The 17627-nt window shown below is 40.5% G+C and carries 21 protein-coding genes; 6 read left to right on the top strand and 15 right to left on the bottom strand.

Annotation, left to right across the window (positions count from 1 at the left end; genetic code table 11):
* Positions 1-60: 60 nt before the first annotated feature.
* From AVJ20_RS10690 to AVJ20_RS10705, 4 genes are read right to left on the bottom strand one after another with little or no spacing between them, the layout of a single operon-like run.
* Positions 61-1368 (bottom strand): TolC family protein, encoded by a 1308-nt coding sequence (locus tag AVJ20_RS10690; protein ID WP_104442406.1) that lies wholly within the window; start codon positions 1366-1368, stop codon positions 61-63.
* Positions 1365-1691 carry a DUF3240 family protein gene (locus AVJ20_RS10695; protein WP_016165445.1) on the bottom strand — a complete coding sequence of 109 codons (327 nt, stop codon included), beginning with the start codon at positions 1689-1691 and terminating at the stop codon, positions 1365-1367. Before AVJ20_RS10695 ends, AVJ20_RS10690 begins: the two co-directional genes overlap by 4 nt.
* Complete coding sequence (locus AVJ20_RS10700) at positions 1684-4767, bottom strand: efflux RND transporter permease subunit (protein WP_111885206.1); 3084 nt, start codon at positions 4765-4767, stop codon at positions 1684-1686. Before AVJ20_RS10700 ends, AVJ20_RS10695 begins: the two co-directional genes overlap by 8 nt.
* Before the next feature lie 10 nt (positions 4768-4777).
* A complete protein-coding gene (locus tag AVJ20_RS10705) occupies positions 4778-6016 on the bottom strand; it encodes an efflux RND transporter periplasmic adaptor subunit (protein WP_111885207.1) in 1239 nt (412 codons plus the stop codon).
* A 523-nt stretch (positions 6017-6539) separates the two neighbouring features.
* Between AVJ20_RS10705 and AVJ20_RS10710 the strand changes: the two genes are divergently transcribed.
* The 5 genes from AVJ20_RS10710 to AVJ20_RS10730 all read left to right on the top strand — a co-directional run bounded on the left by AVJ20_RS10710 (position 6540) and on the right by AVJ20_RS10730 (position 10410).
* Positions 6540-7043, top strand: coding sequence for a DUF2946 domain-containing protein (locus tag AVJ20_RS10710; protein ID WP_111885208.1), 504 nt, complete (start codon positions 6540-6542; stop codon positions 7041-7043).
* Positions 7044-7160: 117 nt separating this feature from the next.
* Entirely contained in the window at positions 7161-8594 is a 1434-nt protein-coding gene (locus AVJ20_RS10715) for a cytochrome ubiquinol oxidase subunit I (RefSeq protein ID WP_111885209.1), read from the top strand.
* Positions 8591-9595 (top strand): cytochrome d ubiquinol oxidase subunit II, encoded by a 1005-nt coding sequence (gene cydB / locus AVJ20_RS10720; RefSeq protein ID WP_111885210.1) that lies wholly within the window; start codon positions 8591-8593, stop codon positions 9593-9595. Before AVJ20_RS10715 ends, cydB begins: the two co-directional genes overlap by 4 nt.
* A gap of 143 nt (positions 9596-9738) precedes the next feature.
* The gene (locus AVJ20_RS10725; protein WP_034586664.1) at positions 9739-9996 is read left to right on the top strand and encodes a helix-turn-helix domain-containing protein; all 258 of its coding nucleotides are present in this window, start codon (positions 9739-9741) and stop codon (positions 9994-9996) included.
* Positions 9997-10101: 105 nt separating this feature from the next.
* A complete protein-coding gene (locus AVJ20_RS10730) occupies positions 10102-10410 on the top strand; it encodes a NifB/NifX family molybdenum-iron cluster-binding protein (protein WP_002009598.1) in 309 nt (102 codons plus the stop codon).
* A 78-nt stretch (positions 10411-10488) separates the two neighbouring features.
* Here AVJ20_RS10730 and AVJ20_RS10735 read toward each other — a convergent pair whose 3' ends face one another.
* From AVJ20_RS10735 to AVJ20_RS10770, 8 genes are all read right to left on the bottom strand, one after another.
* A complete protein-coding gene (locus AVJ20_RS10735) occupies positions 10489-11232 on the bottom strand; it encodes an SDR family NAD(P)-dependent oxidoreductase (RefSeq protein ID WP_111885211.1) in 744 nt (247 codons plus the stop codon).
* A gap of 65 nt (positions 11233-11297) precedes the next feature.
* Complete coding sequence (locus tag AVJ20_RS10740; protein ID WP_111885212.1) at positions 11298-11918, bottom strand: methyltransferase domain-containing protein; 621 nt, start codon at positions 11916-11918, stop codon at positions 11298-11300.
* Between the two features lie 24 nt (positions 11919-11942).
* Complete coding sequence (locus AVJ20_RS10745) at positions 11943-12278, bottom strand: carboxymuconolactone decarboxylase family protein (protein WP_004988488.1); 336 nt, start codon at positions 12276-12278, stop codon at positions 11943-11945.
* A gap of 55 nt (positions 12279-12333) precedes the next feature.
* Positions 12334-12729, bottom strand: coding sequence for a rhodanese-like domain-containing protein (locus AVJ20_RS10750; protein ID WP_004859470.1), 396 nt, complete (start codon positions 12727-12729; stop codon positions 12334-12336).
* A gap of 100 nt (positions 12730-12829) precedes the next feature.
* A complete protein-coding gene (locus AVJ20_RS10755) occupies positions 12830-13612 on the bottom strand; it encodes a sulfite exporter TauE/SafE family protein (protein WP_111885213.1) in 783 nt (260 codons plus the stop codon).
* Between the two features lie 64 nt (positions 13613-13676).
* Positions 13677-14549 carry an MBL fold metallo-hydrolase gene (locus AVJ20_RS10760; protein ID WP_111885214.1) on the bottom strand — a complete coding sequence of 291 codons (873 nt, stop codon included), beginning with the start codon at positions 14547-14549 and terminating at the stop codon, positions 13677-13679.
* 2 nt (positions 14550-14551) lie between these two features.
* Entirely contained in the window at positions 14552-14968 is a 417-nt protein-coding gene (locus AVJ20_RS10765; protein ID WP_000787781.1) for a DUF6691 family protein, read from the bottom strand.
* Entirely contained in the window at positions 14969-15385 is a 417-nt protein-coding gene (locus AVJ20_RS10770) for a YeeE/YedE family protein (RefSeq protein WP_111861124.1), read from the bottom strand.
* A 111-nt stretch (positions 15386-15496) separates the two neighbouring features.
* Between AVJ20_RS10770 and AVJ20_RS10775 the strand changes: the two genes are divergently transcribed.
* Complete coding sequence (locus tag AVJ20_RS10775) at positions 15497-15823, top strand: ArsR/SmtB family transcription factor (RefSeq protein WP_111861125.1); 327 nt, start codon at positions 15497-15499, stop codon at positions 15821-15823.
* Between the two features lie 111 nt (positions 15824-15934).
* Here AVJ20_RS10775 and AVJ20_RS10780 read toward each other — a convergent pair whose 3' ends face one another.
* From AVJ20_RS10780 to fur, 3 genes are all read right to left on the bottom strand, one after another.
* Complete coding sequence (locus AVJ20_RS10780) at positions 15935-16177, bottom strand: hypothetical protein (protein WP_228157202.1); 243 nt, start codon at positions 16175-16177, stop codon at positions 15935-15937.
* Entirely contained in the window at positions 16171-17076 is a 906-nt protein-coding gene (gene folE2, locus AVJ20_RS10785; RefSeq protein ID WP_111885215.1) for a GTP cyclohydrolase FolE2, read from the bottom strand. The genes AVJ20_RS10780 and folE2 overlap by 7 nt, the downstream gene beginning before the upstream one ends.
* Positions 17077-17177: 101 nt before the next feature.
* Entirely contained in the window at positions 17178-17594 is a 417-nt protein-coding gene (gene fur, locus AVJ20_RS10790) for a ferric iron uptake transcriptional regulator (protein ID WP_034583428.1), read from the bottom strand.
* Positions 17595-17627: the final 33 nt, after the last annotated feature.

The raw sequence follows: 17627 nt of genomic DNA on the forward strand, positions 1-17627 counted from the left end.
GACAGAACACCAACCGAATAATGATCATACAAGGCATTGATATATCAGCACTCTACTATTTTACTCTGCCTGATGATCCTCATGTAAAGGCCATAACTGATGCGAATTCAGCAATAGTAAACTCAAGCTTTCTGCATAATCAATTTTGGCTTGATCAATTCGACCGCGCGCATCAACCAGTTGCTGTGAATGAAGTAACAGTTCATTTAAACTCAATTCACCAAGCTTATATGCTTTTTGCATCAATCCATGTTGTTGCTGTAACTGTGCCAAATTCTGTTGAGCCTGCTCACTCCGTACAGTTGCCGACTCCATCTGCGTAAACCAGTATTGCGTTTCCTGACGCAAACGGTTTTCTACTCGTCCGATCTCAAAATTGGCCTTTTGAGCTTCCGCCATGGCCATACCAGAAGCTATACGCACTTGCCGACTGGCGAGTGGAATTGAAACGCTCACACTCATCAAGTTTTCAACGCCAGACTGTTCACGACTATAGCCCACTCCGACCGTAGGATTAGGTACCCGATTGAGTTGCTCTCTTTTGACTAATGCATCTTGCTGTGCTGCCTGTGTTTTAACCAGCTCAAGCTCATGGTTGGCAGACAAAACCTGCTGTATCCATTCAGTCTGTGTATATTCGAGTGGTCGAATTTTGATGACATCACTGCTCCAGTGTTCTGGAATATTTCCCTGATAATCACGTGACAATAACTGCTGTGCTTGATAGTAAGCTGTTTTAGCCTGCATATATTGCTCTTCGATTTGCCGCGATTCATTGCTAAGTAGCATCAGTTCCAGTCGTGGGGCATCTCCAGCACGAATACGCTGCTGGGTCATTTGCATATAGTGCTGTATTCTTGCTTGCTGTTCCTCTAAACGCGTCAATTGCAAAGCACTGCGCATATATGCAAACCACTGATTTAGCAAATTTTTGGCAACTTCATGTTTGGCATCTTCATATTTTAATTCCGCAATACTCATCCCTCGTTGCGCCAAATCCTGATCCAGCTCGTATTTGCCAGGCAAACGAATCTGCTTTTCAATACCAAAGCTCGGCTCATAACTATTGGACTTTGTTTGACCATCCTGGGCGTTGCTGTTACGAAGCTGCATGCCTGCACGCACGGTCCAGGGATGGCCCAGTTTTAGCCCCTGTCCTGCAAAATTGGCATAGTCCTGGTCCGAAACTGCCGATCGAACAGTTGGATGCTGTAACAAGCTCTGTTTGACCGCATCGAGTTGCGGCAAGACTTGATCCAAAGCGGGTTCCGCGGATACGACAGAAGTCATCATCACACAACAGCCCAAGCCCAGTAAACGTAAGGCTTTACCCAGCAAACGGGGTTGAGTCGCTATCTCTGGTTTCATTCGTTCACTTCTCCTTGACCAGCATAACCCGATGTTATGGTTGGTAATACCCAATAGAAACAGTCACTTGATTTAAATTTCTTTTGGATATGGGCTAAAACTAAAGGTACAGTTGCGAGGGGTAAAATCAACAGAATCAAATTACGCTCAGTTGCACCCCGAATTTTTTCTTGAATGTTGCGATAATGTTGGCGGCTGCCGAAACCTTGTGCCGGGATACAGGTACATCCTGTCACAATCTCGGGAATAAGCCATAAATGGCTCATTAATTCTTCCGCAATATCACTGGAGATGTTGATAGAGAGTTGGCACATTTCAGACATGAGTATCTCGCACTAAACCAAATTGTTTGAACAAGTTAGGAAGTAAAATCAGCGTCAGTAAGGTGCAGGAAATTAATCCCCCAATCACCACGATCGCCAATGGACGCTGAATTTCAGCACCTGGCCCAGTGGTAAAGAGCAAGGGAATTAAACCCAAAGCCGCGATACTTGCAGTCATCATTACTGGACGTAAACGTCGCATCGCCCCCTCACGAACCACTTCTTCAATTGCAACGCCGCGTGAAATGAGCTGGTTAAAATAACCGATCATCACCAAACCATTCAGTACGGCAATCCCCATTAATGCAATAAACCCAACAGAAGCAGGTACCGATAAATATTCACCGGTAATGGCTAAGGCTACGACTCCCCCAATTAAAGCAAAGGGAATATTCACAAAAACCAGTACTGCCTGACGAACAGACCCTAAAGTTGTAAAGAGCAGGAAGAAAATCATGGTCAACGCTGCAGGGACAACCAGCATCAGACGCGCTGCTGCACGTTGTTGATTTTCAAACTGTCCACCCCATTTCAATGAATAGCCGGCCGGTAATTTAACTTTCTGGGCAACCTGCTGTTTTGCTTCCTCGACAAAACCAACCAGATCCCGGTCACGCACATTGGCACGGACAACGGACATTCTTGAAGCATTTTCCCTGTCAATTTTGACGACGCCTTCAGTCTTGACCATTTCTGCTAAAGAGGACAACGGTACAGCCGCTGAGTTTGCAACAGGTAAATTCATGTTCGCGAGGGCAAAACTGGATTGTCCCAGACGTGGATCACCTTTCATCATCAATGGAACTGGTCGCCCCTGTTCAATAATCGAACTAATCTGCTGCCCTTCAATGAGCATTTTGAGTTGTGCCTGTATGCTCTGACTATCTAACTGATTGCGGACAGCCATATCACGACGAATACGTAATTCCTGATATTGCACCCCAGAATTTTCCAAAGTCATGACATCTTCACTGCCTTTGATCCCTTGTAGAACGGTAGAGATTTGCTTAGACAGCTGATTCAGCTGATCTAAATCGGTACCAAAAATTTTGACGGCCAAATCTCCACGTACACCCGATAACATTTCTGAAGTCCGCATTTCAATCGGCTGACTAAAGGTGAGATTGACCCCAGGAACATCGGCCAATACATGGCGAATTTTGGCTAAAATCTGCTCCTTACTTTGTCCCTGCCACTGATCTTGCGGTTTCAAAATGACAAAGCTATCGGTTTCATTTAAGCCCATAGGGTCAAGGCCCAGTTCATCCGAACCGGTTCTTGCCACAATGCGGGCCACTTCTGGAACTTGTTTTAGAATTCTTCTTTGAATGTCCAGATCAAGTGCAATCGAATTTTGCAGGCTGATCGATGGCATTTTTTCCAGCTGCAATATGGTGTCACCTTCATCCATGGTTGGCATAAAGGACTTACCAATGAGTGGAAAAATGAGTGCAGCAACCACCAAAGCACCTCCGGCCAAAGCATAAACACGTTTCGGATGGACCAAACTTGCATTTAACACCTTGCTATATGCCTGTTCCAGCTTAGCAACAATATACGGCGTGTGATGTGCTTGAGATTTTAAAAAATAGGAACACAGCACCGGAATAATCGTTAATGAAAAAATCAGTGAGCTCGACAATGCAAAGACAATGGTCAGTGCCACTGGAGAGAAAAGCTTCCCTTCCAGACCTTGCAACGTCATTAACGGAATGAAGACCAGCATAATAATGATCATTCCTGCAGTCACCGGCACCGCCACCTCACAAACTGCGCGATAAATGACATTCAGCGGGGGTAAAAACGAACGGTGTTTGGACTCGTGTGCATCTGCCAGTTGCATTTCGATATTTTCAACCACCACAACCGCCGCATCGACCAGCAAACCAATGGCAATGGTTAAACCACCCAATGACATCAGGTTGGCACTTAATCCAAACTGACGCATCATTAAGAAAGTACTCAACGCAGATAAAGGTAAAATCGCGGCAACCACCAAAGCGGCTCTTAAATTGCCTAAAAACAACAGCAATAAAATCAGGACCAATACAATCGCCTCGACCAAGGTTTTACTCACGGTATGAATGGCACGATTCACCAGTTCACCACGGTCATAAAAAGGCTTGATCGTAACGCCCGGGGGTAAGTTTTTCTCAATGTCATGCAAATGTTCACGCACACTTTGCACAACCTGACGTGCATTGGCGCCTTTTAAGGTGAGGACAATCCCTTCAACAGCTTCACCCTGACCATTTTCGGTTACCGCTCCGTAACGGGTAAGGGCACCGGTATGAACATCGGCGACATCCTTCACTTGCACCAGCGTCCCCTGATGATTGGAAACAATAATCTCACCCAGCTCTTGTAAATTGGTGACACGACTATCGCTACGAATCAGTAATGATTCTCCATTTTCATTCAGACGCCCTGCACCGTCACTTGCATTATTTAATTCAATTGCTTGTTTTAACTGATCAAGAGATAGACCTCTCGATGCCAGAGCATCCAGGTTAGGTGTCACTTCAAAGGTACGTGCCAAACCACCCAGGACATTGACATCCGCTACCCCTTCAATTTTTCTGAGCTGTGGACGGACGACCCGATCGAGCAAGGTTCGTTTTTCCATATCACTCATAGGACCATGTAAAGTGAACATAAAAGATTCACCTAATGGCGTCGTCATAGGCGCAATCCCGCCAGAGGCATTGCCAGGCAAAGCTGACATGACTCCAGTCAAACGCTCATTGACCTGTTGTCGGGCCCAATAAGGATCTGTCCCTTCTGCAAAATCCAGGGTAATGATTGCAATAGCATATTTAGATTGTGAACGTAGTACAGTTTGATGAGGGATTCCCAACATTTCCTGTTCTATCGGTACCACAATACGGCTTTCCACCTCTTCTGGCGTCATGCCAGGAGATTTCATCACAATTTGAACCTGTGTGCTTGATACATCGGGAAAGGCATCAATCGGCAATTTGGTAAATGCCAAATAACCCGCAACACTGATTGCCATACCCAATAACAGCATTAGGATTCGTTGACTCAGTGAAAATGCAATAATACGTTTTAACATGTGCCTAACCTCAATTCACCGCAGTGCTACTGCTGGCAGGTGGTGCCTGCTCTGCACCGAAACCTGACCAAACGGCTTTTAGACGTTCGACACCCCGCACAGCAACTTGAATTCCAGGTTTTAATGCATTTCCAATCACATGACTTTGCTGCTGGTTCGCCCCCACCAGTTCCACAGGCGTTGCCACGAAACCATTTTGATTCTTGATAAAAATGAAGTGCTTGTTATCTTTTAAAGTTAAGGCAGCACTCGGTATTACCCATGCGGTTTTTGTTGTCGGGTTATGGCTTTGAATATTCGCTTTAACAAACTGTTGTACTTTTAAACAGTTATCCTTGGCCTGCATTTGGACTAGAACATTTTGAGATTGCGTATTGCCTGAAAGTGCTGGTGCAATTTGTTGTACCTGCCCGGTAATTTCACACCCCTCAACTTTGACCAAATCGCCAATCTGGATATATTTGCTATCCGCTAAAGGGGCTTGCAGCATTAATTGCAAAGGTAGATCACTATTCACCAACTGGCCCAGTACTGCACCGGTTTCTACATACTGACCTGCAGATACCTGTAAACTTTCTACACTGCCTCTGGCTGGACTTTTGACATACACTACGGAATTCAGTCCCTGACTGCTACTTCCTCCCATAAACTGCAACATGCGTTGCTTGGCACTCAAATCAATATTCAGTCGTTGCACTACATTCTGGGCTTCCTGTACACGTTTTTCAGCAATAATCCCTTCAGCATATAAACTGCGTTCACGTGCCAAATTTTGGCTGGCCAATTGCAGTTGTGCACGAATTTGTAAAATTTCATTTTGAATCTGAATTAAATCAGGGCTATGAATGGCCAGTACAGGACTGTGTAAACCCACTTCTGCTAAAGGTTGCACTAGTACCTGTTGCACTATCCCCGCTACAGGACTGGTTAAAACCACTTTACTTTGAGGTGACCACTGCGCTTGCCCCTGCAAAGTCAGTGCGAATTGTACATCTCTTGTCGCTTGTCCTAAAGTTTGTAATTGAATACCTGCTTGTTGAATCTGTGTGGGCGAAATTAAAATCTGATTACCAGACACATCTATTGTTTCTGTTTCATTGGCGACTACATTTTGTGTCTTTGATTTTTCCGTTTTATTTTTATTTAGTAGTAAACTGCTGCCCCACCAAATTCCTAAAATCACCAAGGCCAATGTGCAAATACTGAGAAATATTTTATTATTTCGTAATACACCCACTTGTTGACTCACTGATCTACCCTCAAAAATATTTTCTCTCAGGATAAATTTAAGTTCTTAAGATCTAATTAAGTTTGGAAATCCAATTTTTTCAGGATCTAAAGGGTAATTTCCACTTAAGCATAATATCTCGGTTATTTCTAAAGAGCAGATGAAGGCGGAAAAAGAAAACCATATCCCCCCTTATCTCGATAAGCAATGAGTTTGCTTAAATCAATTCAAGAATATACTCAGCCACAAAGTTTCATCTGCGTTAAAGGGCCAGTTAATAAATATCCCTACAATGTCGTGAAAATACATTCATCTACTTTACTTTATAAATTTTAATCATTATTTTTTTAGAGCAAAATTAATCATGCACGATTTCAATCTGAATTAATTCAGATTGAAATCAATTATTTTTATTTTATCCTAAAAATTATTACGCTGGATTAAATCAAAACTATTAAATTAATATCGCTTATACTTTTAATAAATAGTAATTCTGCTACAATCTAACCATCTTACTTGGATAATTGAGACAATCTAAGTGATCATGGTTTTAGGAAGATTGCTCGCATTCTCAGCAATCTTGTTACAGATTGCTGTTTTTATACAGCCTTTGCTTCCAGAGAAATATCAAATTTCTCCTGTCTGTGAAACTATTGTCCATGCACTTCAATTAGATACTTCTTACCATAAGCATAGCTCAGATCATTCTACGCATAATCACTCTCATCAAGAGCTGGATTTAGCTAATCATGATACTGAAAAGCTTAATCATGCAAATCTTGAACAAAAAACTTCATCTAGCCATCATCACGATGCAAATCATCAATGTCAGTACTGTGTTGTTTACGCACATGTCGTTCCACTACCAGACATGGGTGTTAAAGAAGTAGTCGTGAGAATTCAAGTTCGGTTATTAGCTTTTAAAGAAGCTTTCTTTCATATCTTCTTTCTTTTAAAGCAATTATTTCTGATCCCTCAAGGTCGAGCACCTCCTTGTCTCTTTTGCTGTCTAAATTTATTGGCAATTCCTTATTGTTTTGAAATTTAATTAGTTGAAGAGACTAATCGCTATGTTATTACTTTTAAAAAATGCACGTATCTGTGTAGGCACACTCATATCAGAGCATATGCAATCTAGAGCATGCTTCGGATGTGGAGAGTTGCTATGACCTTAGGTTTTACGGCACTTGAGTTAGCACGTATTCAGTTTGCATTCACGGTGTCATTTCATATTATTTTCCCTGCGATTTCTATTGGGCTTGCAAGCTTTCTTGCAGTTTTAGAATGGCGATGGCTTAGAACAAACGACTCTATTTATCATGATTTATTCAAATTCTGGGTGAAAATATTTGCATTATCATTCGGTATGGGTGTCGTTTCTGGTGTCGTGATGAGTTATCAGTTTGGTACAAACTGGAGTGAATTTTCTCGATTTGCAGGAGGCGTTACAGGCCCGTTACTGAGCTACGAAGTTCTAAGTGCTTTCTTCTTAGAAGCAGGATTTTTAGGCATTATGCTTTTTGGATGGGGGCGTGTCGGTAAAAAAGCACACTTTTTTGCCACACTGATGGTCGCCATCGGTACATGTATTTCAATGTTCTGGATTTTGTCTTCAAACAGTTGGATGCAGACACCACAAGGCTTCACGATTGAAAATGGGGTTGTTGTACCTCAAGATTGGTTTGCTATTGTTTTTAACCCATCCTTTATCTATCGCTTATTCCATATGGCACTTGCAGCCTTTTTAGTAGCTGCTCTTCTTGTTGCTGCTACTGCTGCGTGGCACTTGCTCAAAGGCCGTAGAGATGCATTAGTCAAAACATCATTTTCAATGGCGCTTTGGTTAATCCTTATTTTAGCCCCCCTCCAAGTTTTTATTGGTGATGCCCATGGTTTAAATACCCTAAAACATCAACCAGCCAAACTTGCTGCTATGGAAGGCCATTGGGAAACGAACCATGAGCATGGGATGCCCTTATATTTATTTGGTATTCCTGATATGCAAGAAGAACGCACGAAATATGCGATTGCAATTCCACATTTAGGAAGCCTAATTTTGACCCATTCCATGAATGGGACGGTGAAAGGATTAAAAGATTTTGCACCTGAAGATCGTCCAAATTCAACAATCGTATTTTGGAGTTTCCGTATTATGGTTGGGCTAGGCATGCTTATGCTCTTCCTTGCAGTCACGGCCCTATGGCTCAGAAAAACAGGCAGCCTCTATGAGAGTAAGTGGTTTCATCGCTTTGCAATCCTAATGGGTCCTTCAGGCTTCATCGCGTTACTCGCAGGTTGGTTCACCACAGAAGTAGGACGTCAGCCATGGATTATCTATGGCGTTATGAGGACAAAAGATGCGCTTTCTCCAGTCTCAGCAGAACAGGTGGGATTAACCCTCATTATTTTTGTGATCGTGTATTTTATTGTCTTTGGTGTAGGTATTTATTACATGCTCAAACTCATGCATAAAGGACCTGAGTTTTTACATAACACACCAGAAGAAATCGGAGGCGTTGGCCATTTTAAAACACCAATGCGCCCCCTGAGTGCTATTGATGAAAAAATTGATGATCAGGATCAAGGAGCATCTTTATGATTGATTTATCTTTAATCTGGATTGTCATTATTGCAGTTGGTGTTTTTATTTACGTGCTACTTGATGGCTTTGATTTAGGTATCGGGATTTTATTCCCCTTTATTAAAAATCAGCAAGAGCGTGATGTGATGATGAACACCGTTGCTCCCGTTTGGGATGGTAATGAAACATGGATGGTTCTAGGTGGCGCTAGTCTTTTTGCGGCTTTCCCTATTGTCTATTCAGCGGTTCTGTCAGCCTTATATTTACCTATCATATTGATGGTAATAGCTTTGATTTTTAGAGGCGTAGCTTTTGAGTTTCGTTTCAAAGCCAATCGAACAAAGTACATTTGGGATAATGCATTCATTTGGGGCTCTATTGTTGCCAGTTTCTTACAAGGGGTGATCTTAGGAGCTTATATTCAGGGTATTGATATTGTTGATAATCGCTACGCTGGTGGTGGCTTTGATTGGTTAACACCCTTTTCATTATTTACAGGTTTGGGTGTTGTAGTCGTTTATGCAGCATTGGGATGTGGTTGGCTCATCATGAAGACTGATGACCTACTACAAAAGCATATGTATAAATTAATGCCCAAGCTTTTGATTGGCTTATTGGTTATTTTCATTGCTGTCAGCATCTATACGCCTATCGCACATCCACAAATTGCTGAGCGCTGGTTTAATCCCACTCAATTGATTTATTTCAGCCCAGTCCCTTTGCTTGTTCTAGTTTGTACCTTTTTAGCGGTGCGCTCATGTATTAAGCAAAATGAAGCGATGCCTTTTATCTATACATTAGGATTAGTTTTTTTAGCATATTCAGGCTTCTTGATCAGTATTTTTCCTTACATTATCCCGCCCTCAATTACCATTTGGGATGCTGCCGCACCTGCCAATAGTCAGCTATTCGCACTGATTGGAGCACTGATCTTAATTCCAATCATACTTGTCTATACCGCCCTATCATACTGGGTATTCAGAGATAAAGTTCGTATTGGGGATGACGGTTATCATTAAAGGAATTCCTAATGAAATTATCTAAATTTCAATGGTTCATCTTGTTATGGCTAGTCGGTTTCTTAAGTTTATTGGTCATTGCTATGAGCTTTAGATTCTTACTTCAACTTGCTTATTAGGTCCTTAGAAAGAAGAGGATATTTATGCATCTACTTCAACAGCACCATGTGAATTTTAATCATGATTTCCCATATATCGTTAATTTAACATTAGCTCAGGAAATTATAAGAGCGCGAAAAAAAATGAATATTTCTCAACAACAGTTAGCATCTAAACTTGGCATATCTCCAAGAACGCTAGAAAGTTGGGAAAGAGGTGTTCGGCATCCTTCAAGTTCGGCGCAGGCTTTAATCAAACTGTTTATAAAGTCACCTCAGTTTGTATTGGAAAATCTTGCTTGAAAACAATTAGCTAGATTTGTGAATAGCTTTTATTAGTAACTTATAAATCATTATGAACCGATACATGACCATAAAAAGTGGTCGTATCGGTTTGGAGAAATATTTATGGTAATTGTTATTACATCACAAAACCGGCGTCATATTACTCCCCATGCGGGAAAATGTCGGAAATTCTGGAAATATGAATTAAAAGATGGAGAAGTGACTGACAAGCAACTTATTGAAGTTGAAAAGGAGCAATCCTTTTCCCAGTCTGGTGAAGTACTCGAAAAACTGCTGCCTATGGATATATTCGTAACTACGGGAATGGGCGATCGATTACGAGAAAAACTCAGAAATATTGGTGTTCATGTCATGGTAACAGCAGAAATTGAACCAGAACAATTTATCTGCAGTTTAATTTCAACCAAATAAAAGTCTGGATAGAAGCTGTAATTTATCATGAACAAAATAAGAAAACCCTGCAGATGCAGGGTTTTCTTATTTAATTTATTATTGTGAAGTATAAGAACCATCAACAGTATATTGACTGCCGGTCACAAATGAAGCTTCATCAGATAATAGAAAAGCCACTACCTGAGCAACTTCTTCTGGCTTACCCAATCGACCAACTGGATGAAGTTTCACTAATTCTGATTCCTCAAATTCTCCAATTAATGGGGTTTGGATATAACCAGGGTGAACGGAATTAATACGTATACCTTGATCAGCATACTCTAATGAAGCAGTCTTTGTTAGACCAGTCACACCATGCTTCGCTGCAACATATCCTGAAATGTTCTTTGTCCCGACTAAACCTAAGATTGATGCGGTATTAACAATTGCTCCACCACCTGACTTAAGTATTGCTGGAATCTGATAATGCAGCCCATAGAAAACAGCATTCAAATTAATATCGATGACTCTACGCCAAGCGTCAATACTCAACTCAGCAATCGGATTGACTTCACCTAAAATACCCGCATTATTAAATGCTAAATGCAGAGCCCCAAAGCTTTCCACGGCAAACTCAACAGCTTGCTTCATTTCTTCTGGATGAGATGTATCTGTTTTATTAGCAACAGCATGGCCGCCAGCAGCTATAATTTCAGCTGCAACTTTCTCAGCCGCATCAAGATTAATATCTGAAACAACAACTTTTGCCCCTTGTTGAGCAAGAAGCAGCGCTGTACTTCGTCCAATACCCGAACCTGCACCTGTAACTAAAGCCACTTTATTATTAAAACGTGTTGACATTGTAAACCTCTCTTTTTTATAAAATGAGCATGTGAGCCATACTCGTGCTTGAAACGTTTTAGACCCTATTTCTGCACTTGAATTGCAAATTGAACTACATGACATTTTCCGTTATGTAACTTGCCTTCATGACGTTCTTGTTCTCCCACATAAAAATGATAAAGATGATCATTTTTAAATACTGAAAGAAACGACATTGGATCGTACAAATAGTTAATATCTTTCGGACCACCGGTTTGATAATCAATCTGCTCTTTAGAATAAAGCTCTCCAATAAACCAGCCATTGTTTGTCAATGCTTGACGTATCCCAGTGAGAACATTGAATTGAGTATTTTCGTCAAAATGCCCATACACACACATCACATTTTGATAACACTCTCTTGGCCATTCGACATCATTGAGATCAATATTTCTAAGTGTGAAGTCAAAACCAGCTTGCTGGGCTTTTGCAGATAAGTGTTGCAAAGCAACTTTTGAGTAATCCCATATTTCTGCTGAAAATGAATCATTTTGCTGTTTCGCTTTATTAGCCAAATAAAGGATATTCCTCCCCTCACCCTCTGCTATAGCAAGAGTTTTTCCCACAATTGGAATCTGATCTGCTATCTGTTGAATAAAATGATTGGGCGAAATGCCATACAGATCCTGTGTTTGCGAATAAAGATTATCCCAATGCTGATTCATATCTTTTCCCAATGATTGAAAAAATTAAGCTGTGAATTCTTTAAATGCTTCCAATGCATTAGCGGCATACATCAATGAAGGACCGCCCCCCATATAAACTGCAACACCAAGCACTTCCTCTAATTCTTGCAATGTCATTCCCATTTTGACTAGGGTTCTGACATGAAAACCGATACATCCATCACATCGTGCTGCAACACCAATCGCTAAGGCAATCAGTTCTTTTGTTTTAGGATCAATAACACCATCTCGCATTGCAACTTGTGACAATTGATTAAAACTTTTCATTAAATCAGGAGAATCCTGCGCTAATGTCTTTAAACTGCCTGAAATATTTTGAGTTAATTCTTTGTACTTCATGATTTTCTCACTTGAATGTCCATAAACCTAAGTTAGACTTAAAATAGAAATCTAGTTATTTCTCTACTGGATAACCCTGCTCTAGCCATGCTTGGAATCCACCCTGAACAGATTTCACCTGAGTAAATCCCATATTCTGTAAAGTATCTGTAGCCAGAGCTGATCGGCCACCCGTCCCACAAATCAAATAAATCGGCTGATCTTTAAGATGTTCTAGTGCTTGCAAGGTATCGCAATGATGGCTCGCCACAGGATGCTGGTGAATTCTCATTTCTAAAACACCACGAGGATAATTCACGGCTCGGTCTATCGCTGCCGCCTGAAATTCATCCGGTTCCCGAACATCAATCAGAATGGTTTTATGGTTTTTCATGGCTTCAAGTAAGTCTGCGACAGTCACTTCTTGAATTCGGTTTTTTGCCATTGAAATTAATTGTTCTGCTGTTTTCATTACTCTTTACCTCTTCCGATCTATAGAAATCTGGTCTCTGATTAAATATTCATGTCTTTAAAATGCAGTTTTTAAATTTGGCTCTTATCTCTTGCTTGTATTAAGTTATGATGACTGTAGAAATTAAATAAAATGCTACGCTTATGACAGTTATGGCAAAAATCTTTTGGATTTGACTATTCTTAACTAAAGGTATCAAACTTCGACCAATCAACATCCCAGCCATGCAAGCTAAAACGAAAGTCAGCGTGACCGAAACGGGGTATTGAAAACCATCTAAAATATGAGCTGAAATACTGACACCACCTATCAGGAAAATAATCATCAACGAGGTCGCAACAATACTGCGCATATCAAGATCAGTTACTTTACTCAGTGCTGGAACAATCACGAATCCCCCACCTACCCCAAGCAAACCAGTCAATAAACCTGCCACGACACCAATGGTGCCGAGAGACAATGCAGTTTTCATGTTCCAAATCAGACGACCAGTTGTTTGGTTAACTTTACACAGCACACCTGTATGGTCATTCACTTTTTTAAAAAAAATCCGGTAAGCAACCACGAGCATGACTAAACTGAATGCCACGTTAAGCCATACAGGAGAAATTATTCCTCCCAGATGCACACCATAACGTGCTGAAGGAATGCTAATCAGTGCAATCCAAAGTGCAGCCCGATAGCGTACTATCTTCTTAAATAAGCCTTCAAATGTTCCAACCAAGGCAGATAAAGTGACTGCAAGCAAGCCAACAGGTGCAGCTTGTGCGACCGTCCATCCTTGACTTGCCATCAGTGCGGGTACGGCCAGAATGCCGCCACCAGCACCGGTTAACCCAAGCAAACCACCGATGACCAGACCTTCAAGTATTAGCATCCACATCGCTACTGCCCCCTCTATTACCAAACCAATTAAACAAAACTTGTTGTTTAATCTTAAAATTTGCCTATTTGAAGTAATTCAGTGGAAGTTTTAAATAAGAAACACCATTCTCTTCGGGTTCAGGGAATTGTCCTGCTTTCATATTGATCTGTATCGAAGGTAAAATCAGTTTGGGCATACTTAAACCCGCATCGCGCTTATTACGCATTTCAACAAAATCATCTTTGGTCGTGCCATGGTGAATATGGATATTCTGATTTTTTTGAGTATGAATATCCGTTTCACACATATAGGTATCGCGCTTTTCTGGCAAATAATCATGGCAGAGAAATACACGTGTTTTCTCAGGCAATTGATATAAGCTTTGTATTGAATCAAAAAGAATTGATGCGCTTCCCTTCGGGAAATCACAGCGTGCCGTACCATAATCTGGCATAAACAAAGTATCGCCCACAAACACGGCATCACCGATGACATAACTTAAGCAGGCTGGAGTATGTCCAGGAGTGGGGATGTTATATGCTTCGATTGAACCAATTAGAAATTGCTCATGATCATCAAACAAATAATCAAATAATTGTTGGGTATTCCACTGTTTGATATCCAAATAATAGATCGCAGAAAAGGTCTCTTGTACCGCAGCAATTCTCTTGCTCATGGCGATTTTTCCGCCTAATTTGGTTTTGAGATATTGTGCAGCAGTTAGATGATCGGCATGAACATGGGTTTCTAAGACCCACCCGACTGTTAAACCCTGCGCTTTGACATAGGTAATGATCTGATCGGCATGTGTGGTAGAAGTTGTGGCTGATGCAGCATCATAGTCCAGCACACTGTCAATAATTGCGCATGACTTAGTGGCTGGATCACTCACCACATAACTGAACGTATTGGTATCTTCATGAAAAAAATCTTTTACAACAGGTGAATTTGACATGATTAAGCTCCTGTCCACTTACGATGAAGCAAGATGCCTGCAAACATTGAGACAATAAAATACAGAACCTGATAATGCCCAAGACCAATCAAGGTAAAACTGGGTGCAGGACATATCCCAGCAATCCCCCAACCAATACCAAATAAAAGGCTGCCCGAGATCAGTTTAAAATCAATTTTATGATTGCTAGGTAATTCAATTGGTTCATTAAATACGGTTTTAGGTGCCTGACTGCGTACCACCTTTTGAAAAGGAATAATTGCAATCATAATCGCCCCAATCATTACAAAAGCTAGGCTTGCATCCCAATCACCAAACAAATCTAAGAAGTTTAGAACTTTTTCTGGATTGGACATCCCTGAAAGCATCAAACCTATAGAAAATAAACCGCCGAAAATGAAAGCAAGAAAATTCTTCATTTAGAAAGCTCCTGTGACATGGCGAATCATATAAACCGTAACAAATCCAGCGAACATAAAACTCATGGTGGCTAGAATAGAACGTTTAGATAAGCGGCTGATTCCACAAATGCCATGACCACTGGTACAGCCTGAACCTAGGCGTGTCCCAAAACCCACCAATAGCCCAGCAATGATCATCATCAACGGACTGGCATTCAATTCAATTTCTGGCTGAACAAATCGCCCATAAATGAAAGGTATAATGATCAAACCTGACATAAACCAAATAGCAGGTGTCTTAAATATCGTTTGAGGGTTTAGAATTTGTGCAACTAATCCACTAATTCCAGCAATACGACCATGTACATATAGGTAGCCAACTACAGCTGCACCTAGCAATAATCCACCCATAAAGGAAATCAAATAGTCATACATACAATTCAAATCACGCCAAACAATATATTTATTAATATTATATAATTAAATAATATACAAGTATTACTTTATTTTTTTGTATAATAATAAGATGATTTTTAGGATACGCTTATGAAAACCAATGAATTAAAAATGAAAATAGATCTTTCAAAAGTCGACCTTGTCACTGATTGTCTAAAAGTCTTATCGAATCCTGATCGTCTTAAAATTTTATGTGTCTTAATTGATGGTGAGCTGAATGTTCAACAAATCGAAAAAACCGCTCAGGTATACCAACCAACATTGTCCCAACAACTAACGATACTCAGAAAAAGTAAAATGGTATCGACACGCCGCGAAGGCAAACAAATCTTTTATCAATTTAGTGATATGAGAATATTACAAATCATGCAGACCCTATACGGCTTATATTGTATGAATGACATGGACTCGGACTAGAAATGTTAACTCCCTAAAAATATTTCACATTTGGAATAACAGACACTTCTGCTAACTTTTCAAGCAAAAAAGTCTGTTACTTTTTTTCAAATCAATTATCTGAAGATTGCTCTAAGTTCTCCCACTCAGGAAATGGATTAACCATAAGTTTCCACTGCTTGTATTTAGGGTTTCAAGTAGTGCATCACGGTTAATCCAAGCAAGCATTAAGACATCTTTACTTTGTCCATCTTGGGCAATGGCAGTGATTAGTCCATCCTTGTTCCAGGGAATAGCATCAATAATGCTTTTCAGTTCATAACATTGCCCCATCTTTCCTTGTTCAATGTCTAGAAAAACTGTTGAACCTACCATTGCCATGATCCCTGAGCGACTGCATCGTGAGCATGTAAACTTTCAGCATGGATGACTTTGAAGTTAAATCCTGAAATACCTGAGTAGTTGACAAATGCGTGGTATAAGCGGCGTAAAGCATCTTCACAGAACATTAAATTTTGACCATTTGCTAATGCGAATGCTTGCTCATCTACGCGTTTGACAGCTGTCTGAACAGGTGTTGTCAAGGCTTGTTCTGCATGTGAAATGAATTGCCGAATTGGAATGGACTGTAAACAAGGGTCTAAGTTAAAACGTAGCTGAGCAAAACTTCTTTGGCTGTGTGGAGTTGCTACAATCGCATCTGTTGTACCTAACCACGCCATAATTTCATCGGTATTTTGTGGATTTATTTTTTTTGTATCAATGGCATCTTGAAAGCTTTTTTGAATGAGGTCACGTGCTAAAGCAGCAGAACAAGGACAGGTTGAGGAATAGGTGATTTCTATTGCTAATTCTGCTTCAAAAGTATGCTCACTTAACTTACAGGATAAGCTAAATGGATAACTTTTCCAGCCCGATAGTGCGCTGACTAAAGCAGGTTGTTCTAAATTAAACTCCGCTTGAATATCAAGGCGGGCTTGTTGAGAGAGCTCAGTATGGCTCGCTAAAAAATCTTGAAGCGCTTGATAAATTTTACTTAAAGTTAGGTCAGGTAGGGCATGGAGTTCCAGCAGTCGAGTATACAGTCTAGACATATGAATACCTTTAGCCTGAGGATCATCTAAGCTGACATAGGCATTCACTTTACTTGCGCACAGTGTATTTTGAATGTGAATAGGTAAGGCGATATTCTCCATTCCGACCCAATCGAGAGGATAGGCATGCATATTCAGAAAAGGTTCAGATGAGACATCTGGGAGCTGCAAGGCATTCATAATTGAAAGTAAGTGTTAAGTGTTATGTTATAACATAACACTTAATAGGTGTTATTTCTAGTATGCTTGTGATAAGAACTGATAAATAGTCGATTTTTATTTTACTGAGTTGAATTTCTACAATATCCAAATAAGATCAGAGAATGTCCTGTGAGTTGAAAATCATGCTTTGTTGCAATATCTAGAAGCAATTTTTCAATTTCTTCATTCTTAAACTCAATGATTTGGTTTGTTTCTTGACAGACAAGATGATCGTGCGAAGTATTTTGCTTTATCTCAAATACAGCATGATTGTGATCAAAGTTATGGCGTTGAATAATACCTGCCATTTCAAATTGAGTTAAGACTCTATAGACCGTTGCCAGTCCAACATCCTCATCTTGCTCCAATAGTTTTTTATAAATATCCTCGGCACTCAGATGGTGAGGAATTGAGTTTTCCAATATTTCTAAAATTTTTATTCGCGGAAGAGTGACTTTTAGTCCTGCTTTTCTCAGGTCTTGATTGCTAATTGCCATATGTGTAATCCGTATTTGATAAAGGTGGGAAGG

Source organism: Acinetobacter sp. CFCC 11171, from assembly GCF_003268405.1.
Classification (GTDB): domain Bacteria; phylum Pseudomonadota; class Gammaproteobacteria; order Pseudomonadales; family Moraxellaceae; genus Acinetobacter; species Acinetobacter amyesii.

Coding starts and splice junctions, on each gene's coding strand:
- AVJ20_RS10725 (WP_034586664.1), top strand. CDS start 9,739: ATGCATCTACTTCAACAGCACCATGTGAATTTTAATCATGATTTCCCA.
- AVJ20_RS10700 (WP_111885206.1), bottom strand. CDS start 4,767: ATGTTAAAACGTATTATTGCATTTTCACTGAGTCAACGAATCCTAATG.
- AVJ20_RS10710 (WP_111885208.1), top strand. CDS start 6,540: ATGGTTTTAGGAAGATTGCTCGCATTCTCAGCAATCTTGTTACAGATT.
- AVJ20_RS10765 (WP_000787781.1), bottom strand. CDS start 14,968: ATGAAGAATTTTCTTGCTTTCATTTTCGGCGGTTTATTTTCTATAGGT.
- AVJ20_RS10695 (WP_016165445.1), bottom strand. CDS start 1,691: ATGTCTGAAATGTGCCAACTCTCTATCAACATCTCCAGTGATATTGCG.
- AVJ20_RS10780 (WP_228157202.1), bottom strand. CDS start 16,177: ATGGTAGGTTCAACAGTTTTTCTAGACATTGAACAAGGAAAGATGGGG.
- AVJ20_RS10715 (WP_111885209.1), top strand. CDS start 7,161: ATGACCTTAGGTTTTACGGCACTTGAGTTAGCACGTATTCAGTTTGCA.
- fur (WP_034583428.1), bottom strand. CDS start 17,594: ATGGCAATTAGCAATCAAGACCTGAGAAAAGCAGGACTAAAAGTCACT.
- AVJ20_RS10770 (WP_111861124.1), bottom strand. CDS start 15,385: ATGTATGACTATTTGATTTCCTTTATGGGTGGATTATTGCTAGGTGCA.
- AVJ20_RS10775 (WP_111861125.1), top strand. CDS start 15,497: ATGAAAACCAATGAATTAAAAATGAAAATAGATCTTTCAAAAGTCGAC.
- AVJ20_RS10755 (WP_111885213.1), bottom strand. CDS start 13,612: ATGTGGATGCTAATACTTGAAGGTCTGGTCATCGGTGGTTTGCTTGGG.
- AVJ20_RS10740 (WP_111885212.1), bottom strand. CDS start 11,918: ATGAATCAGCATTGGGATAATCTTTATTCGCAAACACAGGATCTGTAT.
- folE2 (WP_111885215.1), bottom strand. CDS start 17,076: ATGAATGCCTTGCAGCTCCCAGATGTCTCATCTGAACCTTTTCTGAAT.
- AVJ20_RS10760 (WP_111885214.1), bottom strand. CDS start 14,549: ATGTCAAATTCACCTGTTGTAAAAGATTTTTTTCATGAAGATACCAAT.
- AVJ20_RS10750 (WP_004859470.1), bottom strand. CDS start 12,729: ATGAAAACAGCAGAACAATTAATTTCAATGGCAAAAAACCGAATTCAA.
- AVJ20_RS10735 (WP_111885211.1), bottom strand. CDS start 11,232: ATGTCAACACGTTTTAATAATAAAGTGGCTTTAGTTACAGGTGCAGGT.
- AVJ20_RS10730 (WP_002009598.1), top strand. CDS start 10,102: ATGGTAATTGTTATTACATCACAAAACCGGCGTCATATTACTCCCCAT.
- AVJ20_RS10690 (WP_104442406.1), bottom strand. CDS start 1,368: ATGAAACCAGAGATAGCGACTCAACCCCGTTTGCTGGGTAAAGCCTTA.
- cydB (WP_111885210.1), top strand. CDS start 8,591: ATGATTGATTTATCTTTAATCTGGATTGTCATTATTGCAGTTGGTGTT.
- AVJ20_RS10745 (WP_004988488.1), bottom strand. CDS start 12,278: ATGAAGTACAAAGAATTAACTCAAAATATTTCAGGCAGTTTAAAGACA.